The sequence below is a fragment of the Kineothrix alysoides genome (genome assembly GCF_000732725.1).
In the GTDB taxonomy this organism is placed as follows: domain Bacteria; phylum Bacillota; class Clostridia; order Lachnospirales; family Lachnospiraceae; genus Kineothrix; species Kineothrix alysoides.
In genome coordinates, this window is sequence record NZ_JPNB01000002.1 from 1,208,115 (window position 1) to 1,227,590 (window position 19,476).

The following is a 19,476-nucleotide window of genomic DNA, read 5'->3' on the forward strand; positions in this document are numbered from 1 at the left end:
GCTATAATTTTACTTTAGCATATTTGTGAATAGAGTAAAAGTAGTTTTAAAGTATACTTATTAGGCATTCCAAACAAGAACGCAGGATGGCATGCAAAAATTGGGAAGATGCAATACGGTAATTTCAAAAATAATATTTTATGTTATTAAATTATTGATAAATAAAGATAGAAATTCAAGCAGAAAAATGACTTATAATATTGGGGAGGAAAGATATGAATGCAGGAGAAATTGAACAGTATAATCAGATAAATGCAACAACAAAAGCAATTCCCAATTATGACCTAAGCAAAAGAGAAAAATGGATTGAACTATATTTTGATTCACTAGGAAATGTTTTAATTGTTGGTGTTGTAGATAATAATTATATCCATTGGATATCCAAAACGTCAATCGAAAGCGTTAAAATAAATGAGGTAATATTTAATCATTTAGCAAATGATAATTATTTGTTTGTATCACATATATCTCAGGCATTAAAGCCATTAGGAATTGAATTCGAAGACTTAAAGCAATATTATAAGGTTACTTTAATACATGATAAGGAATATGGACATGAATGGAAAACTCCTTTCGGGCATTATTATGGAAAAGGTCAAGTAAAGGATAACGGAAGATTTTTTGCAAATGATGTAAAGAACTTTTTAGCATATATTCAATATAAATGTGAACTTCGGGAATGTGAAGCACAATACTCAAATGTATTAGAAAGCTATATTGATATTTTATCTAAAATCGATTTCATGTATTATGATTCCAGGGTAAAACCACTTCAGGAGTTGTTGGAAGAAGAATCGTATTTGAGGATTTCTACAAATAACAAAATAAAAGATTTATATATCGAATGTATGGACAGGATTTCTGACTTGTATAACCGGTATATGTCGGCGGTTAGATAATTGCGGGAATCTCATTGATGATTCTATTTGTTAAAAGGTCTTTGTCACTCCGGTTCCATAGCCGAATGAAAGTAGAGGGATATCATGAATTATACGATTAGAGAGCTTAGAGAGGAAGAATATTACCTGCTTGAAGATTTTTTATATGAAGCAATTTTCCAGCCGGACGAAACGGATTTAGTGCCGAAATCAATTATTTATAAGCCGGAACTTCACATATATATTGAGCATTTTGGCGAGAAAACAGAAGATTTTTGTTTATGTGCGGAAGTTGATAATAAGGTGGTTGGCGCCGTATGGGTAAGAAATATTAACGGGTATGGTAAGGTTGATGAAGTTACTCCTGAGTTTGCCATATCGCTTTATAAAGATTTTCGTGGATATGGAATTGGCACCGAACTGATGCAGGAAATGTTAAAACATTTGAAGCAAGCAGGACACATAAAAGTATCATTGGCGGTACAGAAAGCAAATTATGCAAGGAATCTGTATAAAAAGGTTGGCTTTCAAATTGTTGATGAGAATGAAGAAGAGTATATAATGGTAAGGTCGATCCAATAAACGTTCATCATTCTGCCGTCAAGGTAAGGCTTTACTTCTGCTAACCTGCCATCGCACGTTTCAATCGTCTTTTTTGATGCAAGATTGTCAGAATAGCATCCCAGCATAACACTGGATAAACCAAGGCCTCTTGCGTAATCTAAGGCTTGCTGCAGCATCTTCGCAGCATATCCTTTTCTTCGTTCACTTGGCCTGACTGAATATCCGATATGCCCGCCATATTGGGCAAGAAATTCGTTGTTAAGGTTGTGCCTTATATCAATCATGCCGATAATCCGGCTATCACTTTCCCGTATGGCAAAGAAGGTGCTTGCGGCCACCCAATCAGCTCTGGCGGTCTTAGGATTGCTGTTGCGCTTCGTGTTCTCTAACCATTCGTCATATGCCATCTGGTCTAATAACGCACTGCCGTTAATTACGGCTTCATTGCAATCAAAAAACTCTTTTTTGTAGCTTTCGGCTGCGCCTTTATGTTCCACTGCAGGAAAAATTAATTTTATTTTATCCATTTTGTACTACCCCCAAAGAACTGTTTTATGCCTTATTTGCCTGACACAAGTCAACAATTATTTATCAGTGTAAAATATCATTCTTAGCTTGTCAATTTACTTTATATTTTCTTTATCACAATAGTTGCTGAGAACGGAGTGAACAGTAACAATATCAGAATCAGGGTGTCTTAGAACTGCTGTTATTTTATTTACAAACATGCTAAAGTGAAAATATAATGAATCTGCGCATTGTGCTATGATAAAAAGTTCGTTATTGATCGGCAAAGAAAAATGATGGGAGCATGACATGGTGAATATAAAAAAAGCGGAAAAAAGTGATTTACAGGCGATACTTGAGCTGCAATATCTTGCTTATCAGAGCGAAGCAAAACTTTTTAACGATTCTAATATACCTCCGCTAAAACAAACGTTAGCAGAGGTATTGAGTGAGTATCAAAAAGGTATTATTTTGAAAGCATTGGATGAAAACAACGTAATGATAGGCTCCGTAAGAGCTTATTGCGAGAACGGTACTGCATATATTGGGAAATTGATCGTTCACCCTGAAAAGCAGGGAAAGGGTATTGGGACAAAGCTCCTTTTCGAAATAGAAAAAGAGTATCCGAATCAAAGATACGAACTGTTTACGAGGACCAGAAGCAAAAGGAATATAGCGTTATACGAACGTTTTGGATATAAAGTTTTTAAAGAGAAAGAAATTACAGAGGAATTAAAATTTGTATACTTGCAGAAAATACCAGGCATTGTGACAATAACGGTCAAAGTATAGGGAAGGTTTTTAACTACTGGTTCTGAACAAATCCGTTCCTAAAGAAAATAATGGCTGTTTTACTTCTTTATTATCCATATTCAAAACAAAAGAGGAACAAGTACATTTGTACTCATTCCTCTATAAGGTTTAATCCCATACTATTTTTTGATTTAGCCAAAGTATCTCTTCAGAAGTCCTTCAAATGCTTTGCCGTGTCTAGCCTCGTCTCTAGCCATCTCATGAACGGTATCATGGATTGCATCGAGGTTAGCAGCCTTCGCGCGCTTTGCAAGGTCGAACTTGCCTGCGGTTGCTCCGTTTTCAGCCTCTACTCTCATCTCGAGGTTCTTCTTTGTGGAATCCGTTACAACTTCGCCTAATAATTCAGCGAATTTTGCAGCGTGCTCTGCTTCTTCCCAAGCTGCTTTTTCCCAATACAGACCAATTTCAGGATAACCTTCTCTATGTGCAACTCTTGACATAGCCAGATACATGCCGACTTCGGAGCATTCTCCCTTGAAGTTGTCTCTTAAGTCCATCAAAATATCTTCGCTAACGCCCTGAGCAACGCCTACTACGTGTTCAGCAGCCCATGTCATATTATCGCTCTGCTGAGTAAATTTGGAAGCAGGTGCATTACAGATCGGACAGTTTTCCGGTGCTGCATCTCCTTCATGAACATAACCACATACTTGACATACAAATTTCATAATCGTATTCTCCTTTTCATTTCCATTCATTTCGATTTTTTCTATTTCGCTTGTTTGAAATAACTGCCATAGAGTAACTTAACTAATTATCCCCTAAGGATTATGAAAGATTCGACTTGCAGCAGTCACCGCATAAGCCATAAAAATAAGTAACATGGCCATCGATACGACCATTGAAGTTCTGGCGTGCAGACTCGGAAATATGTTCGATGCTCTCCATCTCCAGGTCGATAACGCTTCCGCATCCCATACAAATAAAGTGATTGTGGGGAGAGGTGTCCGCGTCAAAATGATCCACGCCGTCGCCTACGCTAATCTTCTGGATTTCTCCCCGTTCGGTGAGAAGCGTCAGATTGCGGTATACGGTACCCAGACTTATATTAGGATATTGCTGCCGGACATTCATATATACCATGTCCGCAGTGGGGTGATCTTTTCTCGTGCAAAGGAAGTCCTTAATGACCTCCCGCTGCCTGCTGTATTTAACTGCCATTTACTACTCCTTCAAAATTAGTAATGATTACTACTTTTATTATAGCAAAGAAATTTATTGTGTCAAGACTATTTGATAAATATTATAGCACTAACATTATAACACTTAAAAATAATAAATAGTGAATTATTTTACAAAGATTTAATAAGTTTCTACCGTTCTTTTTATAATATAAAGGACTATCATGTGCTATAATCGTAATAATAAATAAAGTGCAGGGGAAATATCTATGAAGTTTAAGACGAGATTGTTAGTTACGTTTCTTACAATTGTATTTCTGCCTCTGATGCTGACGGCCCTGGCATTCATAAGTATCGGAGGATATTTGATGAATGCACAGCGGGAATTCGGAATGGTGAATGTCGACTACACGATGATGTCGGACCCTGCACAGACCTTCGAACTCATTTCGGAGAAGGTTTTTAAAGAAGTGAAGCAGCAGATAGCCACGGATGAGGCGAGACTGGAAGATACTGCTTATCTCAACGATATAAATAAAGGAATAGCAGACAAAGCCTCCTATATTCTCGTCCGTAAAGGAGATCAGCTATATTATGCAGGAAATACCGTAGCTGCGGATAAGATATTCAATATTCTCCCTGCGTACGGATACGCGAACGAAAGTCATGATGCGGGTTATTATTATAACAGCATGGAAAAGCTGGTAAAACAGTTGGATTTCACTTTTTCCGACGGTACGGAGGGAAGCTTTTTCATTATTACGAAGATACACACACTGATATCGAAGCAGCTTTTAGTAGACATGTTTATCGCTATTATATTAATATTGCTGTTTACCAGCGTAATGCTTACCCGCTGGATTCACATGGGTGTATTCCTGCCGGTAAACGAATTGAATATGGCGATGAAGAGCATTGCCCGCGGCAATCTGGAATACATGCTGAATACGGATAACAAAGGCGAAATAGGGGAACTGTATAAGAATTATGAAGACATGCGCCTGCGTCTGAAGGAGAACACGGATGAAAAATTCGAACACGAGAAGCAGAACAGAGAGTTGATCAGCAACATTTCCCATGATTTAAAGACTCCCATCACTGCGATAAAGGGCTATGTGGAAGGTATCATGGATGGCGTTGCGGATACCCCTGAGAAAGTGGATAAGTATATTAAGACCATTTATAATAAGGCTAACGATATGGACCGGCTGATCAATGAGCTTACCGTTTACTCGGGAATCGATTCCAACAGGATGCCCTATCATTTCCACCGCATCAATGTGGCGGACTACTTCGGGGATTGTATCGAAGAGGTGGGCCTGGATCTGGAATCGAAAAATATCGAACTCAATTATTTCAACTTAGTTTCCCCGGATACGATAATCATTGCGGATCCGGAACAGCTAAAGCGGGTAATCAGCAATATCATCGGCAACAGCGTCAAATATCTGGATAAGGAAAAGGGAGTCATCGACATCCGTATTCTGGATGAAGTGGATTCCATCCGGGTAGAGATAGAGGATAACGGAAAAGGTATTGCAACCAAAGACTTATCGAACATTTTTGAGCGTTTTTACCGCACAGACGCTTCCAGAAACTCCTCCAAGGGCGGAAGCGGAATCGGCTTATCAATTGTAAAGAAAATCGTGGAAGACCACGGTGGATATATATGGGCAACGAGTAAGGAGAACGAGGGCACATGCCTGCACTTTGTATTCAGAAAGTACCGCGAAATAAAGGAATAACACAAAACCAAAGAGGAAAAGAATAAAATTTATAGAAAGGTGTAGTTGAATATGAGCAAAATTTTAATTGTAGAAGATGAAGAAGCAATTGCTGACTTAGAGAAAGACTATTTAGAACTGAGTGATTTTGAAGTAGAAATCGAACATTCGGGAGATATGGGGCTGGAAAAAGCCTTGAACGGAGACTTTGATTTGATTATTCTCGACCTGATGCTTCCCGGCATCGATGGCTTCGAGGTATGTAAGAAAATCAGGGAAGAAAAAAACATCCCCATCCTTATGGTTTCGGCCAAAAAAGACGATATCGATAAGATAAGAGGGCTTGGCCTCGGTGCAGACGACTATATGACAAAGCCTTTCAGCCCCAGTGAGCTGGTAGCGAGAGTAAAAGCACATATGGCAAGATATGACAGACTTGTCGGTTCCATGCAAAAGACAAACGATATTGTTGAAATCCGGGGAATCCGTATTGATAAGACAGCGAGAAGGGTTTATATCGACAATGAGGAGAAGACCTTTACGACAAAGGAATTCGATTTGCTCACTTTCCTGGCAGAGAATCCGAACCACGTATTTACAAAGGAAGAGTTGTTCCGTGAAATATGGGATATGGATTCGATCGGCGACATCGCTACGGTAACGGTTCATATCAAAAAGATCCGCGAGAAAATCGAATACGATACGGCAAAGCCTCAGTATATAGAGACGATCTGGGGAGTAGGCTATCGCTTTAAGGTGTAAAGTAATATCTTTATATATAATTGCGAAAATATAAATAATGTATAAGCTATATGAAAAGTAATCCCTGCGGACAAGAAGCATAATTAACTGCTGGCTGCTGCGGGGATTATTTTTTGCATTACAGAAAGTAAACTATTTGATAAATAACTGTTGATATAGATTTGCACGCCGAAATATGAATCTTGCCAGAATAATAAAATCCATTCCTGCATTTTTGGCCGCAAGGCCGTCTTTCGAATAGCGGTCTCCAATCATTACAACATTTCCCGGAACTTCATGAAGCTTCTCCAATATGACATACATTGCTTTTGGATTAGGCTTCATACAATTTATCTCCATATCGGAAGAGCAAAAAACGTAATCTGGAGAAATGCCCATAGCATCCAACTTTTCTGCCGCCGGATAATCGGAGTAAACGATAATAATAGTTCCGCTTTCCCTTAAATATTTCATATAGTCTATCAGCTTGGAATCCTTATATTTCGTAATCAACTTAAGGGGATGTTTATGCAGCCAATATAAAATAAGCTCCCGTACATGTTCCGGTGAGGTATTCATCTGTTCTGCCACATATGTATATTGCATTTCTTCTATGGAAAAAGGGACTTTTACAGCTTCCAAGACAATGCTTTCCCAATTTTCCCTGACAAGCCGGTATTTTTTTATGATTAATAGTTCTTTGATGCGAAGCGGATGAAAGATGTAATGCTTAATTAAATCAATTGCCATAGAAAAGCGTAAAGAGGGCTGGCTGTATAGAGTCCCGTCCACATCAAGAATGACGGCGTGATATTCCATTAATTTTTTACTTATAAAAATAGCATTTTTATTTTTCATATTTTTAATTACCGCCTTTCTCTCAGGACCAGACAATTTTTAGCGTCAAAACATCTAGATATTATACCAAATCTATAACTTATGGATTCTAAAATATTCAGTCATAACCGGAATATCAACAAAGGTCAAGATAAACAACATAATAATAAAAGCGAGAAGATAAAACAATAAGGATTTTTCCTTGTATAACTTTTCCGGCTTTTGAACAACCGAATCTTCCTTGAATGAAAGGTGAAAATAAAGTACAAATAAGCCGATAAGCATAGGAAGTGCCAGAACATATTCTATCCGGTATTCAATAATAAAGATAGAGGTAAAGACGGTAGCGCACATGCTGTAAAAAAGGGAGGAACATAAAAGAGATTTTTCCGTATAATATCGGAATGATTTTCGGTATAAGCCCGCTGTCTCAGGGTTATTGATCATTTTATATTCCGCATATCTTTTTACTGACATAAGAAAAGCGCCGCACATCCAGTAACCGATAAGAATGCTTATAGGCGGAAAATAATGGTCTGTAATAATAAACCAGCCGAGTAAAAGACGGATAATGTTGTTTATTGATTCTGAAAGCACGTCCACATAAGGGATATCTTTTGTCCGAAACGGTTTTACATTGTATAAAAATCCCATGATTAGAAGCCAAATTTCTATCAGTACAAAATATAAATTAATAAAGAGTGAGAAACTTAATCCAAGCAAGACAAGCACGGCGTATTCTAACATAACATAGGAAAAATTTAAGCTGCTCGTTACTACCGGGCGGTTCTTTTTTACAGGATGATATTTGTCGAAATCAGCATCCAGCCATTCATTAATCACATAATTGGCAGAAGAAATAAGACAGGTAGCAATGAATCCCAGAAAAAAATGTATAGCAAGAAAATTATGAATATCTCTGCCAAATATGAGAAGTGCCACTATAATACCGGGTATGATAAACAGATTTTTGATCCAATGGTCCGGGCGCGCTATTTTTATATAATTTTTCATGTTAAATATAAATCCTTTCAATTTGCTTCATATAGATAGATTGTGTATGGGGAAGAAACATCGGTATAGGTACCGCGCAAATGAAGCTTAAGCTCGTCCTCATTTGTTATCTTAATGCGGGAAAAAATATATTTTCCTTCCATTTTTTTAAAGGCATCCGCATTGATATATAAATTAGTATCTGATATTTCCAGATTTCTTACTGGCTCGTAAACATTTTCATCCACGCCGCCAAATAAATAAGCTCTTGCGCCCCAGTGATCATAGTAAATGCGGAAGCTTTCCACCCTGTCTAAAGCCGGAGATATTATTTCCCGGAATTGTTCTTTGTACTCCTGCGGATAGTAGCTCAAGCACCCGTCTAAAGTAAAAATGCGGTTGTATTCAAGTACTGCAGGGTGCATACCGTATGCAACAGATTTCTCTCCGGAATAATCGATATCGGACAAAATACTGTGAAACAAGTTTTCTGAATAAAATTCCTTGTAAGTCAGACTATTGGAAGGCTGCTGCTTTATGATCCGGTATGCATAATTGAAAGCGGTATGATATAAATCATTATATTTGGAACCGGTGAGCAGAATAACGGCAATGCTCATCAATACAATGACATGGACAGTTTTCTGCTTATGATTGTCGTAGAGCCTTTTTAGAATAATAAAAAGAGCAAGGTACCAAAGAAAAGGATTGAAAAAGACTGTCCTTGAAAATTGGAAGCCTTTTAGCGGAGGAATAAGCATTTCGATAAAGCTTCTGAAATATTCCTGATAATACAGGCCGTATATAATACTGTTAAAAACAAGAAAAGCGATAATCCAATTAAAAATATCGGTCCATATTCCCTTATAATCTCTTTCTTTTATATAACGGTAGTTTAAGAGCAGAAAATATATTATACAAATAGGCAGCACAAACCATGTGTGAACTGCCTCCGCATGAAATACACCTATGGTAAAAGCTTCTTTTATGGCAGATAATATTTCTGCATAATTATAGTTACCTTGCACCATTGTCTCACGTATGGTAGGAGTGGTATCAAATAGCATAATGCCGAACAGGCGGTATTCCCAGAGAGCGAATCCGGCAAATAAAACGCAAAAAGCGCCTGTAAGGGAAAGAGACAGCTTTTTATTTTTTATCCAAAGAAGGATGATGGCAAGAAATAAGTATGCCAGTATAAAAAATCCAAAGAAGGTAAAGTAGGATAGAAGCGGATATAAAAATAATAAAAAATAAGCGGTAACGCCGGGCTTTTTATAAATTCTTCTGAGCAGAAGAATTACAAATGGCAGAGATACGAACGGAAAGGAAAAGGTAGGGTATAACGGAAGTATTCCGTATGCGAAGCTGCATAACACCACCACCGGCGCATATTGCTTGTAGTTATCCGCTAAAACATCTTTTGCCAGCAGGACGCAGGATATCACAGCAATTACTGTTTTTAACAAATATCCGACGACATATGCAGTAGCTGTGGGGAATAGGATATAAAGCAGGCTGTAAAGAGAATATTCCGATGCAAAGTAATCCCGGTCAATCCCATTTAAAAGAGGTAATTGTACGTTGTGGGAAAAGAAAGTGTTTGTAAAGGACAAAATATGATAGTCGGCAACATGTAAATCTAAGTTATCGTGCATGCTGACATAAATATCTTCCCCCAGAATAAAAAAGAGGGCGGCTTCACCTGCTATAAAAAGAAAAACAAGCATATAATACCAGGGTATAATAAACAATTTTTGAAATTTCATATATTGGCATCTCCGGAATTCTAAATAAAATTTGAAAAAAAGATACGAAAAGAAAATGCCTTTTAAAAAGCATCCCTTAACTTCACGGACAAAATTGCAGATTTACATTTCTTTTCATAGCAGAGACAAGCTAAATTATCGATTATTTCTATCGATTAGTCTTAGCTTGCAGCCGCCCTAAAAGCTTTCACCCCGTATACTTATTAGAATACAAAGCTGTAAATAAAACCTTTACGTACAAAAATTCAACTATATATTATCTTAGCATTGACAATTTACAAGGTCAATATTACAAACATGAAGATTTTCTTAAGATTGTTCCGATTATGAATGGACAGTGTATGCAGATTCGTGTAAAATTAGCAGGAATATTTTTGCTCTATAGGAAAGGTATTGATTATGATAGAGCGATGATTTCTATAGAGCAAAAACGCTCCGCTAAGGAGGCACAGCTACGCGCACGGAACAAAAGCTGTGCGGTCTAAGTATTTGGTCGCGAAGGTGTGCGAAGCACACTTTTGTTCTTACGGAGGGAAAAGGAGCAAAGTTATAAAAATGATTGTAAAAGCAGATAATATCATGTATGAAGACGAACAAATAATCGTTTGTCATAAGCCCTCCGGCATTGCGACACAGACTGCCAAGCTGGGGCAGCCGGATATGGTAAGCAGTATAAAAAATTATTTAAAGACTTCTTATATCGGAGTAATACATCGTCTTGATCAACCGGTAGAGGGTATACTTGTATTTGGCAAGACAAAAGAATCCGCCGCGAAATTAAGTGCACAAAGCATGGAAAAGCTTTATTATGCCGTTGTCTTTGCAGATTCCGCCGTGGTAAAGGCAAAAGATAAGGATTATCTTAAAACAGAATTTACTTTGGTGGATTATCTGGTAAAAAACGGAGTAGATAATACGTCGAGAATAACAGAAAAAAATGATAAGGATGCGAAACGTGCGGAACTTAAGTATCGTATCTTGAAGGTGGCGGAGGAAGATAAGGACTTCAGAAATCTGCGCATGCTTACAGAAATACTTTTGAAAACGGGAAGACATCATCAAATCAGGGTGCAGATGGCTCATGCGGGAATGCCTTTACTTGGTGATGTAAAATATGGAAGTGAGGGTTCCATGAGAAAAAGCCTTGAAGATGATATAAAGGAGGTAGCGTTATGTGCATACAGCCTCTCTTTTTTACATCCAAAGACTGGAAAGAGTATGAGTTTTTCGATTGTGCCGAAAGGAGAAGCCTTCCGTCTCTTTTTACCATTTACTCCCTAGAAGAAAAAGCTATAATTTACTGAAAATTATCCATCCTATAATATAGGAGTACTAATTTTCGTAAATAAGTTTCAGGGGGAAAAGCCATGGATAAAAAAGCAGTTATGAAGACAAAAGAATATGCGATTCTGGCAGCAGTTATATTAGGAGTATATATCGGATTCAAGTACCTGAGTCCGCTTATAACTCCTTTTCTTTTTGCGTTTGCATTCGTGAAAATTCTTCATCCGCTCTTAGAAAGGATTCAGAAAAATCTTCACATTAAAAAAGGCTTCATAATAGCCGTAATACTGCTTGTTTTATTCATAACTGCGGGAGGGGCGCTATGGGGGCTGGCGGTATTTATTTTTCAGCGAGTAGGAGAACTGTTCGGTCAGATAGGCCTATTCGAAGAAAAGTTTTGTGTTTTTGTCAGCGGATGCTGTGACGGAATGGAAAAAAAGTTTGGTCTTGACGGCGCCGGAATCGAAATATACATTATGGAAAAGGTAAATATTTTCATCGAGAATTTTCAGGTGGAGGTCGTTCCTAAAATTATGAACGATTCGTTGGGATATGTGAAAAATGTGGCGGGCATCATAAGCTTTTTTGCAATCATGATTATTGCATCAATTCTTCTTGCAAAGGATTATGCAATGGTCATGAACAAGCTTCGCAGTCATGAGGAATTAGAGGGTGTGCTGGAAATCGGTAAAAGAGTATTCGGGCATATAGCTGCCTTCTTGAAGACACAGCTCATCATATTACTCATCATCAGCCTCCTTTGTGCAGTTACTCTATTTTTTACAAAAATAGAAGGGGGTATATTGCTCGGCATGTTAACGGGCTTCATGGACATGCTGCCATTTATCGGTACAGGCATGGTCCTCATGCCACTTGCTTTTTGGCAGATTCTAAATGGGTATTATGGAAAGGCTGTGATATGTGTTGTTCTCTATATTTCTTGTATGATCATAAGAGAAGTTTTGGAGCCAAAGCTGGTGGGAGAGCAGGTAGGAATCCTGCCGGTCTGTATACTGTTTGCCGTTTATGCGGGGGTAAAGCTGTTTGGAATCTTCGGCATTATTAAAGGGCCGCTGGCCCTCATTACAATATATGAGGTGTACCTGTATTTACGGAGAAAGCCGGAACAAAAGTAAGCGGGAACATTAAAGAAGGCATGAAACGCTGAAGGAGGGCTCGGAACGCTGAGGGGGGGGTACAAACCCTTGAAGAAGGTATAGAACACCCAAGGAGGTACGGAACTTTGAGAAAGATACAGAATACTCAAGAAGGTACGGAACTTTGAGTAAGGGACAGAACTCCGAAAGTACAGAGCTTAAGGCAGATGTTAAAAAAGATGCGGGATTGACGAAAGGGCAATGGTAAACTATGATAAATAAGTGGAGGGCACTCATGAGTAAAAAGCGTACATGAGTAAAAAGTGTACATGAGTAAAAAGCGTACATGAGTAAAAAGCGTTTATGAGTAAAAGACACTCATATGATAAAATACATGAATGGGGAATATAAGATGTTGGAAGAAACAGAAGAGAAATTTAATCTCTTATCATTTTGTGAAGAAGCCGTTTCTTTATTGATAATGGCTTATTTGTTTATCATTTTTTCTTTCTATCCTTTTTACATGCAGAATGGTTATGTGGAAATTGGCGACGCTAAATTTTCATTTTATAAGGATATTACGCTGGGAGGCTTCGCTTTGATTGTTCCGTTGGCTATTATCTGTATGCTGTTGCGGTATAAGGAGACGAAATTCTTTGTGCGCTATAAATCGCTGTCGATTACCGACTGCGCATTTTTGTTTTATGGTGTGGCATTGGTGGTTTCCTATTTTTTTTCTGAGTTTAAGCAGGGAGCCTTTTGGGGTGAGAAAGGGTGGTATATGGGACTTGCCACTCAGTTGCTCTTTATTCTCTCTTATTTTTTGGTTTCTAGGTTTTGGGAGTACGAGGAAAAGCTTCTGATTGCCTTTATGGCGGCAGCGGCGGGTATTTTTCTGCTAGGATTGCTGAACCGTTTTTCCATATACCCTCTTTCGATTGAAGGAGTGAACAGAGAATTCATATCAACCTTGGGAAATATTAACTGGTATTGCGGCTATTTCGCCGTTCTTTTTCCGATAGGCTTTGTATGGTATTGGCTTACGGATAAAAAATGGTTTAAGGCGGCAGGTGCATTCTATGTACTGCTGGGAATAGCGACGGGAGTTTCACAGGGCAGTAATAGCGCATTCATTGCTATATCGTCCTTATACCTTTTACTCTTTTGTCTATCCTTCCGCAGCCTGAAAAGGATGAAAAGCCTTTTCGAGCTGGGATTTCTGTTTTGTGCGGCTTGTCAGGCGCTAAGGATTTGGCGGCTGCTTTTTCCGGAAAGCTTTGACTATTACGACGGAAGCTTAAGTGACTGGATTACTGTGAGCCGTGTTACTTTATATGCTATGGTTCCTTTAGCAGTGTTCTATTTATTGATGGTTCTGGCGGAGAAGAAAAAACATATGGATATCAGCAGATATAAGATGCTCAGACAGATAATTCTTCTCGCTCTTACCATAACGGCGGGAGTTTACGTGATGCTTCTGATACTCAATACGAGAGCAAACGGAGGCATACGTTTCATGGGTGGGCAGCAGATCCTTATTTTCAGTGAATATTGGGGAAGCTCCAGGGGCGGAACGTGGTCTGCCGGAGTGGGAGTATTTCAAGGAATACCCGGGTTGAGGAAGCTTGTAGGTGCCGGGCCGGATTGCTTCGCCTCTTATCTGTACATACTGCCGGATGTGACGGAAAGAGTTATGGATCAGTTCGGTACATCAAGGCTGACAAACGCCCATAACGAGTGGCTTACTGTCCTGGTAAACAATGGGATACTCGGCCTTATGGGCTATGCAGGAATATTTTTAAGCGTGTGGATTCGTTTCATTTATCGGGCAGAGAAGGTTACCGTGGAATTGAAGACCAGGCTGACGGATGATAATAAGCAGCTGCTTCTATATGTTTTTGCGGCAAGTGCATTTGCCTATACCGCGCATAATATAGTAAGTTTTCAGCAGATTCTAAGTACGCCCTTTGTATTTCTATTGATTGGAATGGGGGAGAGACTGATGAGGGAAGGGAAAGGTCAGCCTCATGGCTGAGTTAAATATTATCCTCAATTGTAAATCGAGATGCAACCCATCTCAATTCAACTAAGAATTAATTAAGTAAAATATTATTTATACACCAGGAGGTTGCATCCTGGCTTACAAAAGATTGGCTAATAACCAGTCTTTTTGTTTGCACTTTTATTTTGTTACATATATCCTATGATAGTTGGCGGCAGATTGGAGGATATATGTCTAAATTTTTTACATATGAAGAAAGACTTGATCTGCAAAAGTTTCTAAAGGAAAGTCTTTCATTTAAAGAAATAAGCCGCAGATTGGATAAGAATCCAACAACCATATCACGTGAGGTACGTAAGTATAGTTCTGAAATTGCCACTGGTTATCCCGGCTATCCATTCAACTTGTGTAAAAACAGATTTAACTGTCGTAAGAAAGGCCTGTGTGGTAAGGACTGCACTCGTAAATCCGCACAGTATTGTAAACTATGTCAGTCCTGCAATCCGAATTGTGATGAGTATGTTGAGGAAGTCTGTACTGCCAGATTTAGAGTTCCGTATGTCTGCAATGGTTGTGACACCATAAGAAAATGTACATTGCTAAAAAATATATATGATGCAGAACACGCTCATATTAAATCCCATGAAACGATTACCCAGTCACGAAGCGGGCTATGCGTATCAGAGGAAGAAATCAGCAGGTTGAATAAAATCATCTCACCATTAATTCAGAATGGACAGTCTGTAAATCAGGTTTACATCAATCATGAAGATGAGCTTATGTGTAGTGAAAAAACAATCTATAACTACATTGATGCATGTATGTTTGATGTAAGAAATATTGATCTTCCAAGAAAAGTTAAGTTTCGTGAAAGATATAAAAAGCCTGAGTTCAAAGTTGATAAAGGATGCCGTATTGGTCGTAATTATGAAGCCTTTACTGCGTATATGGAGAAGAATCCAGATACACCTGTTGTACAAATGGATTCTGTTATTGGTAGCAAAGGTGGTAAATGCCTTCTTACGATTCATTTTGTTGAATGTAGTTTAATGCTTGCATTTGTTAGAGATGCTAATACTTCCAAATCTGTAACTGATATTTTTAATGGTTTGGATATACTTTTAGGAAAAGAAGAATTCAGTCAACTTTTTCAAGTAATCCTAACAGACAATGGAAGTGAGTTCTCTAATCCAAAGGCAATTGAGTATCGTGAAACAACACCATTATGGCGAACCAAAGTATATTATTGTGATGCTGGAAGTCCCTATCAAAAAGGTTCCTGCGAAGTAAACCATGAATTAATAAGAAGAGTCCTTTCAAAAGGAACAGGCTTTGATCAGCTTACACAGGAAGAAGTGAATTTAATGATGAATCACATTAATTCTTACAAAAGAAAAAAGCTGAATAATCGTAGCCCATACGAAACATTCAGCTTTTATCATGGAGAAGAGGTTTTGGAAAAACTTGGATGCAAACCGGTAGCAGCCGGAGACATCATGTTAAAACCTGCACTTCTCAAAAAATAATTATTAACGTGCCGCCAACCAATCATCTGACTAAGGAATGAAGGGGTGGATTCTCCGATTACAAAAAAATCGAGAGGGAGTCGACCTCCCTTTGGCATGCCTGTAATTATCATAATACAGCAGAAAAAGCTGAAAATCAAACTGCATTTGGATTACAAATATGGCTTCTCAATTACAAAACTCTATATTTCACTTACAAAAGTGGCTTTTCGTTTACAAAACTTTACTTCTCAAATACAAAAACTGCGTTTTGAATTACAAAGTGGCATCTCGCCTTACAATTCACTGAGTTAAATATTATTAAGGTTATTATTAAGGTTATTAATGTCTATTATTGCTCATAGTAAATATATAACATATATAATTTAACGATAAACATTAAATTTAAGTTGAAATGTACATAAATATGCAGTATAATAACATCATATTTAAAGAAAAGAGGTTATTTGCATGGACAGCTTAAAAGATAAAATACAAAAGAGCAGCAAGACAATGGCATTCATTACAAAAATATTATGTATTTCACTTATTATTGGATTATGTGTCCCTATTATTGTTCTGGTATGGTATACTGTTGCACCAGACACTAACTTTTTTGCATTACGCGAACTGGGATTCTACTCTTCAACAGGGCAATTAGTGAAATCAACAGGAGAACTTATTGCAGAAATGCTCACAATTATTGTGTCTGGAGTATTTGTTCTCGATATTTTGCTTATAGCTAATCGTATATTTCATTCAATAGGTATAGATATTATGCCATTTAGTCGGGAAAATGCAATGAATCTTAAAAAAATAGCGAAAGTGTTATTGGTTTATTCCATAGTTGAACCAATTTCAAAAGCTGGTTTTTACAGTTCTTTCGTTCCTGAAGTTCAAATGCAGTCATCTTTGAATATAGTATCTATTATACTTGCTTTCGTTTTTTTCTTTGTTTCGGTTGTGTTTGCGTATGGGGCGGAATTGCAAAGACAATTTGATGAAACACTTTAGAGGTGCTGGAGATGATAATTATTTCAAGGCTACACCGTATGATGGCGGAAAAAATCTACAATAAAAAAACTATGTTTTGGATACATGGTCTATTTTACTTGTTTTTTTGCATCACTATTTATAAGTTCATTATAAGCTTGTTTTCTATGATTCAAAATCTAATTTTTCCAGGTTCAGTTTCCCTGATAAATACCGGATATTCTTATAGATTTGGTATGCTGCTTGGATATGGACAGATTAGTTTTGAGAATCTGCCGCCTATTCATACCATTCAGGATGAACATATTTTTATTGTGACAGTAATCGCGGTGGGTATTCTTGCAGTCGATCTTCCGTTCATAGCTATTATGATTTACGGGAGAAAGATTTTAAGAACTATCTCCAATTCTTACACCCCCTTTCATCCCGATATGCCAGTGTATTTTAGAAAAATCGGTATCATATTCATACTCGTAGGATTTTTCGGGAAGTTAATTATTCAGTTACTTCCAAGTCTTGTAAATTTCCACAAGGTATATTTTAATAATCCGACACAGTTTGAATGGATTTTTGTAGGTTTGCTTATTATTCTATTAAGCGATATTTTTAAAAAGGGTGTGAAGCTTCAGCAAAGCGAAGATGAAACATTATGATGAGATATGGAGAAAAATAGATGGCAATTATATTAAGATTAGATCGCGTAATGGCAGACCGCAAGATGTCCTTAAATGAGTTGTCTGATAAGGTAGGCGTTTCCAATGTGAATCTGTCTAAAATAAAAACGGGAAAAATCAGTGCGATTCGCTTTTCGACGCTGGAAGCAATATGTGAGGTTCTGGATTGTCAGCCCGGAGATATTCTTGAATATCAAAGAACAAAGGAAGATGAACTAATTTGATTTTATCTCTTCAAATGTAAATATGGAAAATGTAAATATTATATAAATAGTTGACAAATTCCTATTTATCTCCTAAAATCTCTAATAACGAATAATAAGCAGCGAAGAAGAGGAATAGTACGGATAAGCAAGCGTATCAGAGAGAGAACCGTTTGGTGTGAGGTTCTTACGAGTGTATCCTGAACCGGCCTTGGAGCTCTGTATGAAGACAAGTACGGCGTAGCACCGGCGTTAACGGTAGGATAAGAAGAATGCAGTTATAATGCGGCACGAAGGAGATAGAAAGCACGGAGGCCGCAGAAGCATTAATTAAGGGTGGTAACGCCGAGTTTTCGGTCCCTATTGGGATGAGGCTCCGGCGTTTTTTTGTGTAAAGAGTTGGTTAAACCCACTTTTGTTAAAAAATCAAACTGGTGCTAGAATCTAAATAGTACAAGTCAAAATGAGAAAATCCTATATAGAAAAATATGATACAATAGAGGTATCGTACTTAAGGAGGATTTCATTATGCCGAAACATTTTGACAAGCAGTTTAAGCTGGATGCAGTTCAGTATTATCAGGATCACAAGGAACTAGGTCTTGTCGGTTGTGCTACAAATATGGGAATCAGTCAGCAGACTCTTTCCAGATGGCAAAAAGAACTACGTGAAACCGGTGACATTAAAAGCCGTGGATCCGGAAATTATTCTTCTGATGAAGCGAAGGAAATCGCTCATCTCAAGCGTGAACTACGTGATACTCAGGATGCTCTTGACGTACTAAAAAAAGCCATCAGCATTCTGGGAAAATGACAGAAGCCATTTACCTTGAAGTCTCCGAAAAGACAGACGCTGCCATGAAAGCTAATCGCCAGGTTTCTGTCTCCGGGATGCTGAAAATCCTTGGCGTTTCACGGTCTGGATATCGTGCATGGCAAAACCGTATGCCTTCTAATACACAGCAACGTAGAGAGGCTGTTAAAGTAAAGATCATGGACATTTACGATGATTCCAAACAGAACTACGGCGCTCCGAAAATTGCAAAAAAGTTGCAACAAGAAGGCGAAATTATTTCTGAACGCACGGTAGGCAAATACATGTCCCAGCTAGGAATCAGGGCTCAATGGGTAAAACCATGGACAATTACCACCAAAGATTCCTATTTCAGCAATGAACTTCAAAATATATTAAATGAGCAATTCAACCCAGAGCGTCCAAATGCAGTGTGGTGCAGTGACATTACATATATCTGGACGACAGAAGGCTTCACATATCTGACAAGCATTATGGACTTATTTTCAAGAAAAATAGTCGCATGGACTTTATCTGATTCAATGGGTGTAGCATGCGTTATTGATACCATTAACAAAGCAAAAGCCAGACGTAACACGGAACAACCGCTTATTCTGCACAGCGATCGCGGAAGCCAGTATGTGTCAAACGAATATCGGAAAGCAACTGCAAATATGCAGCGGAGCTATTCGAAAAAGGCATTTCCCTGGGACAACGCCTGTATTGAATCCTTCCATTCCTTAATCAAAAGAGAATGGCTGAATCGCTTCAAAATCGGTAATTATGAGCAAGCGTACCGGTTAGTATTTGAATACATTGAAGCATTCTACAACACAAAGCGAATCCATAGTCATTGCGATTATATATCGCCCAATGAATTCGAAAAGCTTTATGAAAAGGCACTCGAGGATGGTTTACAGCTGGTAGGTTAGAGGAGGATTATTTTATCATTTTAACTTGTACTAAATCTTGACAT

Annotated in this window: 20 protein-coding genes; 14 read left to right on the forward strand and 6 right to left on the reverse strand. The window is 38.0% G+C overall.

Features of this window, described 5'->3' with window-relative positions; translation table 11 throughout:
- Positions 1-215 precede the first annotated feature (215 nt).
- Entirely contained in the window at positions 216-899 is a 684-nt protein-coding gene (locus CC90_RS0116500; protein WP_031391843.1) for a gluzincin family metallopeptidase, read from the forward strand.
- A gap of 84 nt (positions 900-983) precedes the next feature.
- Entirely contained in the window at positions 984-1,460 is a 477-nt protein-coding gene (locus tag CC90_RS0116505) for a GNAT family N-acetyltransferase (RefSeq protein WP_031391844.1), read from the forward strand.
- Here CC90_RS0116505 and CC90_RS0116510 read toward each other — a convergent pair.
- Complete coding sequence (locus CC90_RS0116510) at positions 1,406-1,969, reverse strand: GNAT family N-acetyltransferase (protein ID WP_051869702.1); 564 nt, start codon at positions 1,967-1,969, stop codon at positions 1,406-1,408. The genes CC90_RS0116505 and CC90_RS0116510 overlap by 55 nt on opposite strands.
- A gap of 289 nt (positions 1,970-2,258) precedes the next feature.
- Here CC90_RS0116510 and CC90_RS0116515 point away from each other — a divergent pair, with 289 nt between their 5' ends.
- Positions 2,259-2,741: a GNAT family N-acetyltransferase gene (locus tag CC90_RS0116515; protein WP_031391846.1), complete on the forward strand. Its 483-nt coding sequence runs from the start codon at positions 2,259-2,261 to the stop codon at positions 2,739-2,741.
- Between the two features lie 152 nt (positions 2,742-2,893).
- Here the strand turns inward: CC90_RS0116515 and CC90_RS0116520 are convergent, their stop codons facing one another.
- Complete coding sequence (locus CC90_RS0116520; RefSeq protein WP_031391847.1) at positions 2,894-3,436, reverse strand: NADH peroxidase; 543 nt, start codon at positions 3,434-3,436, stop codon at positions 2,894-2,896.
- A 97-nt stretch (positions 3,437-3,533) separates the two neighbouring features.
- Positions 3,534-3,926 (reverse strand): Fur family transcriptional regulator, encoded by a 393-nt coding sequence (locus CC90_RS0116525; protein WP_031391848.1) that lies wholly within the window; start codon positions 3,924-3,926, stop codon positions 3,534-3,536.
- Positions 3,927-4,155: 229 nt separating this feature from the next.
- Between CC90_RS0116525 and CC90_RS0116530 the strand changes: the two genes are divergently transcribed.
- Both CC90_RS0116530 and CC90_RS0116535 read left to right on the forward strand, forming a co-directional pair.
- Complete coding sequence (locus CC90_RS0116530) at positions 4,156-5,631, forward strand: sensor histidine kinase (RefSeq protein WP_031391849.1); 1,476 nt, start codon at positions 4,156-4,158, stop codon at positions 5,629-5,631.
- Positions 5,632-5,682: 51 nt separating this feature from the next.
- Positions 5,683-6,372 (forward strand): response regulator transcription factor, encoded by a 690-nt coding sequence (locus CC90_RS0116535; RefSeq protein ID WP_031391850.1) that lies wholly within the window; start codon positions 5,683-5,685, stop codon positions 6,370-6,372.
- 132 nt (positions 6,373-6,504) lie between these two features.
- Here the strand turns inward: CC90_RS0116535 and CC90_RS0116540 are convergent, their stop codons facing one another.
- The 3 genes from CC90_RS0116540 to CC90_RS0116550 all read right to left on the reverse strand — a co-directional run bounded on the left by CC90_RS0116540 (position 6,505) and on the right by CC90_RS0116550 (position 9,950).
- Positions 6,505-7,209 (reverse strand): HAD family hydrolase, encoded by a 705-nt coding sequence (locus CC90_RS0116540; RefSeq protein WP_031391851.1) that lies wholly within the window; start codon positions 7,207-7,209, stop codon positions 6,505-6,507.
- 72 nt (positions 7,210-7,281) lie between these two features.
- On the reverse strand, positions 7,282-8,202 hold the full coding sequence (locus CC90_RS0116545; protein ID WP_031391852.1) for a UbiA prenyltransferase family protein: 921 nt from the start codon (positions 8,200-8,202) through the stop codon (positions 7,282-7,284).
- A 17-nt stretch (positions 8,203-8,219) separates the two neighbouring features.
- Positions 8,220-9,950: a DUF6044 family protein gene (locus tag CC90_RS0116550; RefSeq protein ID WP_031391853.1), complete on the reverse strand. Its 1,731-nt coding sequence runs from the start codon at positions 9,948-9,950 to the stop codon at positions 8,220-8,222.
- 555 nt (positions 9,951-10,505) lie between these two features.
- Here CC90_RS0116550 and CC90_RS0116555 point away from each other — a divergent pair.
- The 9 genes from CC90_RS0116555 to CC90_RS0116595 all read left to right on the forward strand — a co-directional run bounded on the left by CC90_RS0116555 (position 10,506) and on the right by CC90_RS0116595 (position 19,432).
- Positions 10,506-11,231, forward strand: coding sequence for an RluA family pseudouridine synthase (locus CC90_RS0116555; RefSeq protein ID WP_031391854.1), 726 nt, complete (start codon positions 10,506-10,508; stop codon positions 11,229-11,231).
- Between the two features lie 86 nt (positions 11,232-11,317).
- The gene (locus tag CC90_RS0116560; protein WP_031391855.1) at positions 11,318-12,370 is read left to right on the forward strand and encodes an AI-2E family transporter; all 1,053 of its coding nucleotides are present in this window, start codon (positions 11,318-11,320) and stop codon (positions 12,368-12,370) included.
- A 343-nt stretch (positions 12,371-12,713) separates the two neighbouring features.
- Entirely contained in the window at positions 12,714-14,366 is a 1,653-nt protein-coding gene (locus tag CC90_RS0116565) for a hypothetical protein (protein WP_031391856.1), read from the forward strand.
- Positions 14,367-14,563: 197 nt separating this feature from the next.
- On the forward strand, positions 14,564-15,859 hold the full coding sequence (locus CC90_RS0116570; protein ID WP_031389499.1) for an IS30 family transposase: 1,296 nt from the start codon (positions 14,564-14,566) through the stop codon (positions 15,857-15,859).
- Positions 15,860-16,309: 450 nt separating this feature from the next.
- Complete coding sequence (locus CC90_RS0116575) at positions 16,310-16,852, forward strand: DUF2975 domain-containing protein (RefSeq protein WP_031391857.1); 543 nt, start codon at positions 16,310-16,312, stop codon at positions 16,850-16,852.
- A 146-nt stretch (positions 16,853-16,998) separates the two neighbouring features.
- Positions 16,999-17,484 (forward strand): DUF2975 domain-containing protein, encoded by a 486-nt coding sequence (locus CC90_RS0116580; protein WP_132038580.1) that lies wholly within the window; start codon positions 16,999-17,001, stop codon positions 17,482-17,484.
- A 20-nt stretch (positions 17,485-17,504) separates the two neighbouring features.
- Positions 17,505-17,729, forward strand: coding sequence for a helix-turn-helix domain-containing protein (locus CC90_RS0116585; RefSeq protein WP_031391859.1), 225 nt, complete (start codon positions 17,505-17,507; stop codon positions 17,727-17,729).
- Positions 17,730-18,236: 507 nt separating this feature from the next.
- Positions 18,237-18,521 (forward strand): transposase, encoded by a 285-nt coding sequence (locus CC90_RS0116590; RefSeq protein ID WP_031389189.1) that lies wholly within the window; start codon positions 18,237-18,239, stop codon positions 18,519-18,521.
- Complete coding sequence (locus CC90_RS0116595; protein WP_031389188.1) at positions 18,518-19,432, forward strand: IS3 family transposase; 915 nt, start codon at positions 18,518-18,520, stop codon at positions 19,430-19,432. Before CC90_RS0116590 ends, CC90_RS0116595 begins: the two co-directional genes overlap by 4 nt.
- The last annotated feature ends 44 nt before the right edge of the window (positions 19,433-19,476 follow it).

Coding starts and splice junctions, on each gene's coding strand:
- CC90_RS0116500 (WP_031391843.1), top strand. CDS start 216: ATGAATGCAGGAGAAATTGAACAGTATAATCAGATAAATGCAACAACA.
- CC90_RS0116505 (WP_031391844.1), top strand. CDS start 984: ATGAATTATACGATTAGAGAGCTTAGAGAGGAAGAATATTACCTGCTT.
- CC90_RS0116510 (WP_051869702.1), bottom strand. CDS start 1,969: ATGGATAAAATAAAATTAATTTTTCCTGCAGTGGAACATAAAGGCGCA.
- CC90_RS0116515 (WP_031391846.1), top strand. CDS start 2,259: ATGGTGAATATAAAAAAAGCGGAAAAAAGTGATTTACAGGCGATACTT.
- CC90_RS0116525 (WP_031391848.1), bottom strand. CDS start 3,926: ATGGCAGTTAAATACAGCAGGCAGCGGGAGGTCATTAAGGACTTCCTT.
- CC90_RS0116530 (WP_031391849.1), top strand. CDS start 4,156: ATGAAGTTTAAGACGAGATTGTTAGTTACGTTTCTTACAATTGTATTT.
- CC90_RS0116535 (WP_031391850.1), top strand. CDS start 5,683: ATGAGCAAAATTTTAATTGTAGAAGATGAAGAAGCAATTGCTGACTTA.
- CC90_RS0116540 (WP_031391851.1), bottom strand. CDS start 7,209: ATGAAAAATAAAAATGCTATTTTTATAAGTAAAAAATTAATGGAATAT.
- CC90_RS0116545 (WP_031391852.1), bottom strand. CDS start 8,202: ATGAAAAATTATATAAAAATAGCGCGCCCGGACCATTGGATCAAAAAT.
- CC90_RS0116550 (WP_031391853.1), bottom strand. CDS start 9,950: ATGAAATTTCAAAAATTGTTTATTATACCCTGGTATTATATGCTTGTT.
- CC90_RS0116555 (WP_031391854.1), top strand. CDS start 10,506: ATGATTGTAAAAGCAGATAATATCATGTATGAAGACGAACAAATAATC.
- CC90_RS0116560 (WP_031391855.1), top strand. CDS start 11,318: ATGGATAAAAAAGCAGTTATGAAGACAAAAGAATATGCGATTCTGGCA.
- CC90_RS0116565 (WP_031391856.1), top strand. CDS start 12,714: ATGATAAAATACATGAATGGGGAATATAAGATGTTGGAAGAAACAGAA.
- CC90_RS0116570 (WP_031389499.1), top strand. CDS start 14,564: ATGTCTAAATTTTTTACATATGAAGAAAGACTTGATCTGCAAAAGTTT.
- CC90_RS0116575 (WP_031391857.1), top strand. CDS start 16,310: ATGGACAGCTTAAAAGATAAAATACAAAAGAGCAGCAAGACAATGGCA.
- CC90_RS0116580 (WP_132038580.1), top strand. CDS start 16,999: ATGATTCAAAATCTAATTTTTCCAGGTTCAGTTTCCCTGATAAATACC.
- CC90_RS0116585 (WP_031391859.1), top strand. CDS start 17,505: ATGGCAATTATATTAAGATTAGATCGCGTAATGGCAGACCGCAAGATG.
- CC90_RS0116590 (WP_031389189.1), top strand. CDS start 18,237: ATGCCGAAACATTTTGACAAGCAGTTTAAGCTGGATGCAGTTCAGTAT.
- CC90_RS0116595 (WP_031389188.1), top strand. CDS start 18,518: ATGACAGAAGCCATTTACCTTGAAGTCTCCGAAAAGACAGACGCTGCC.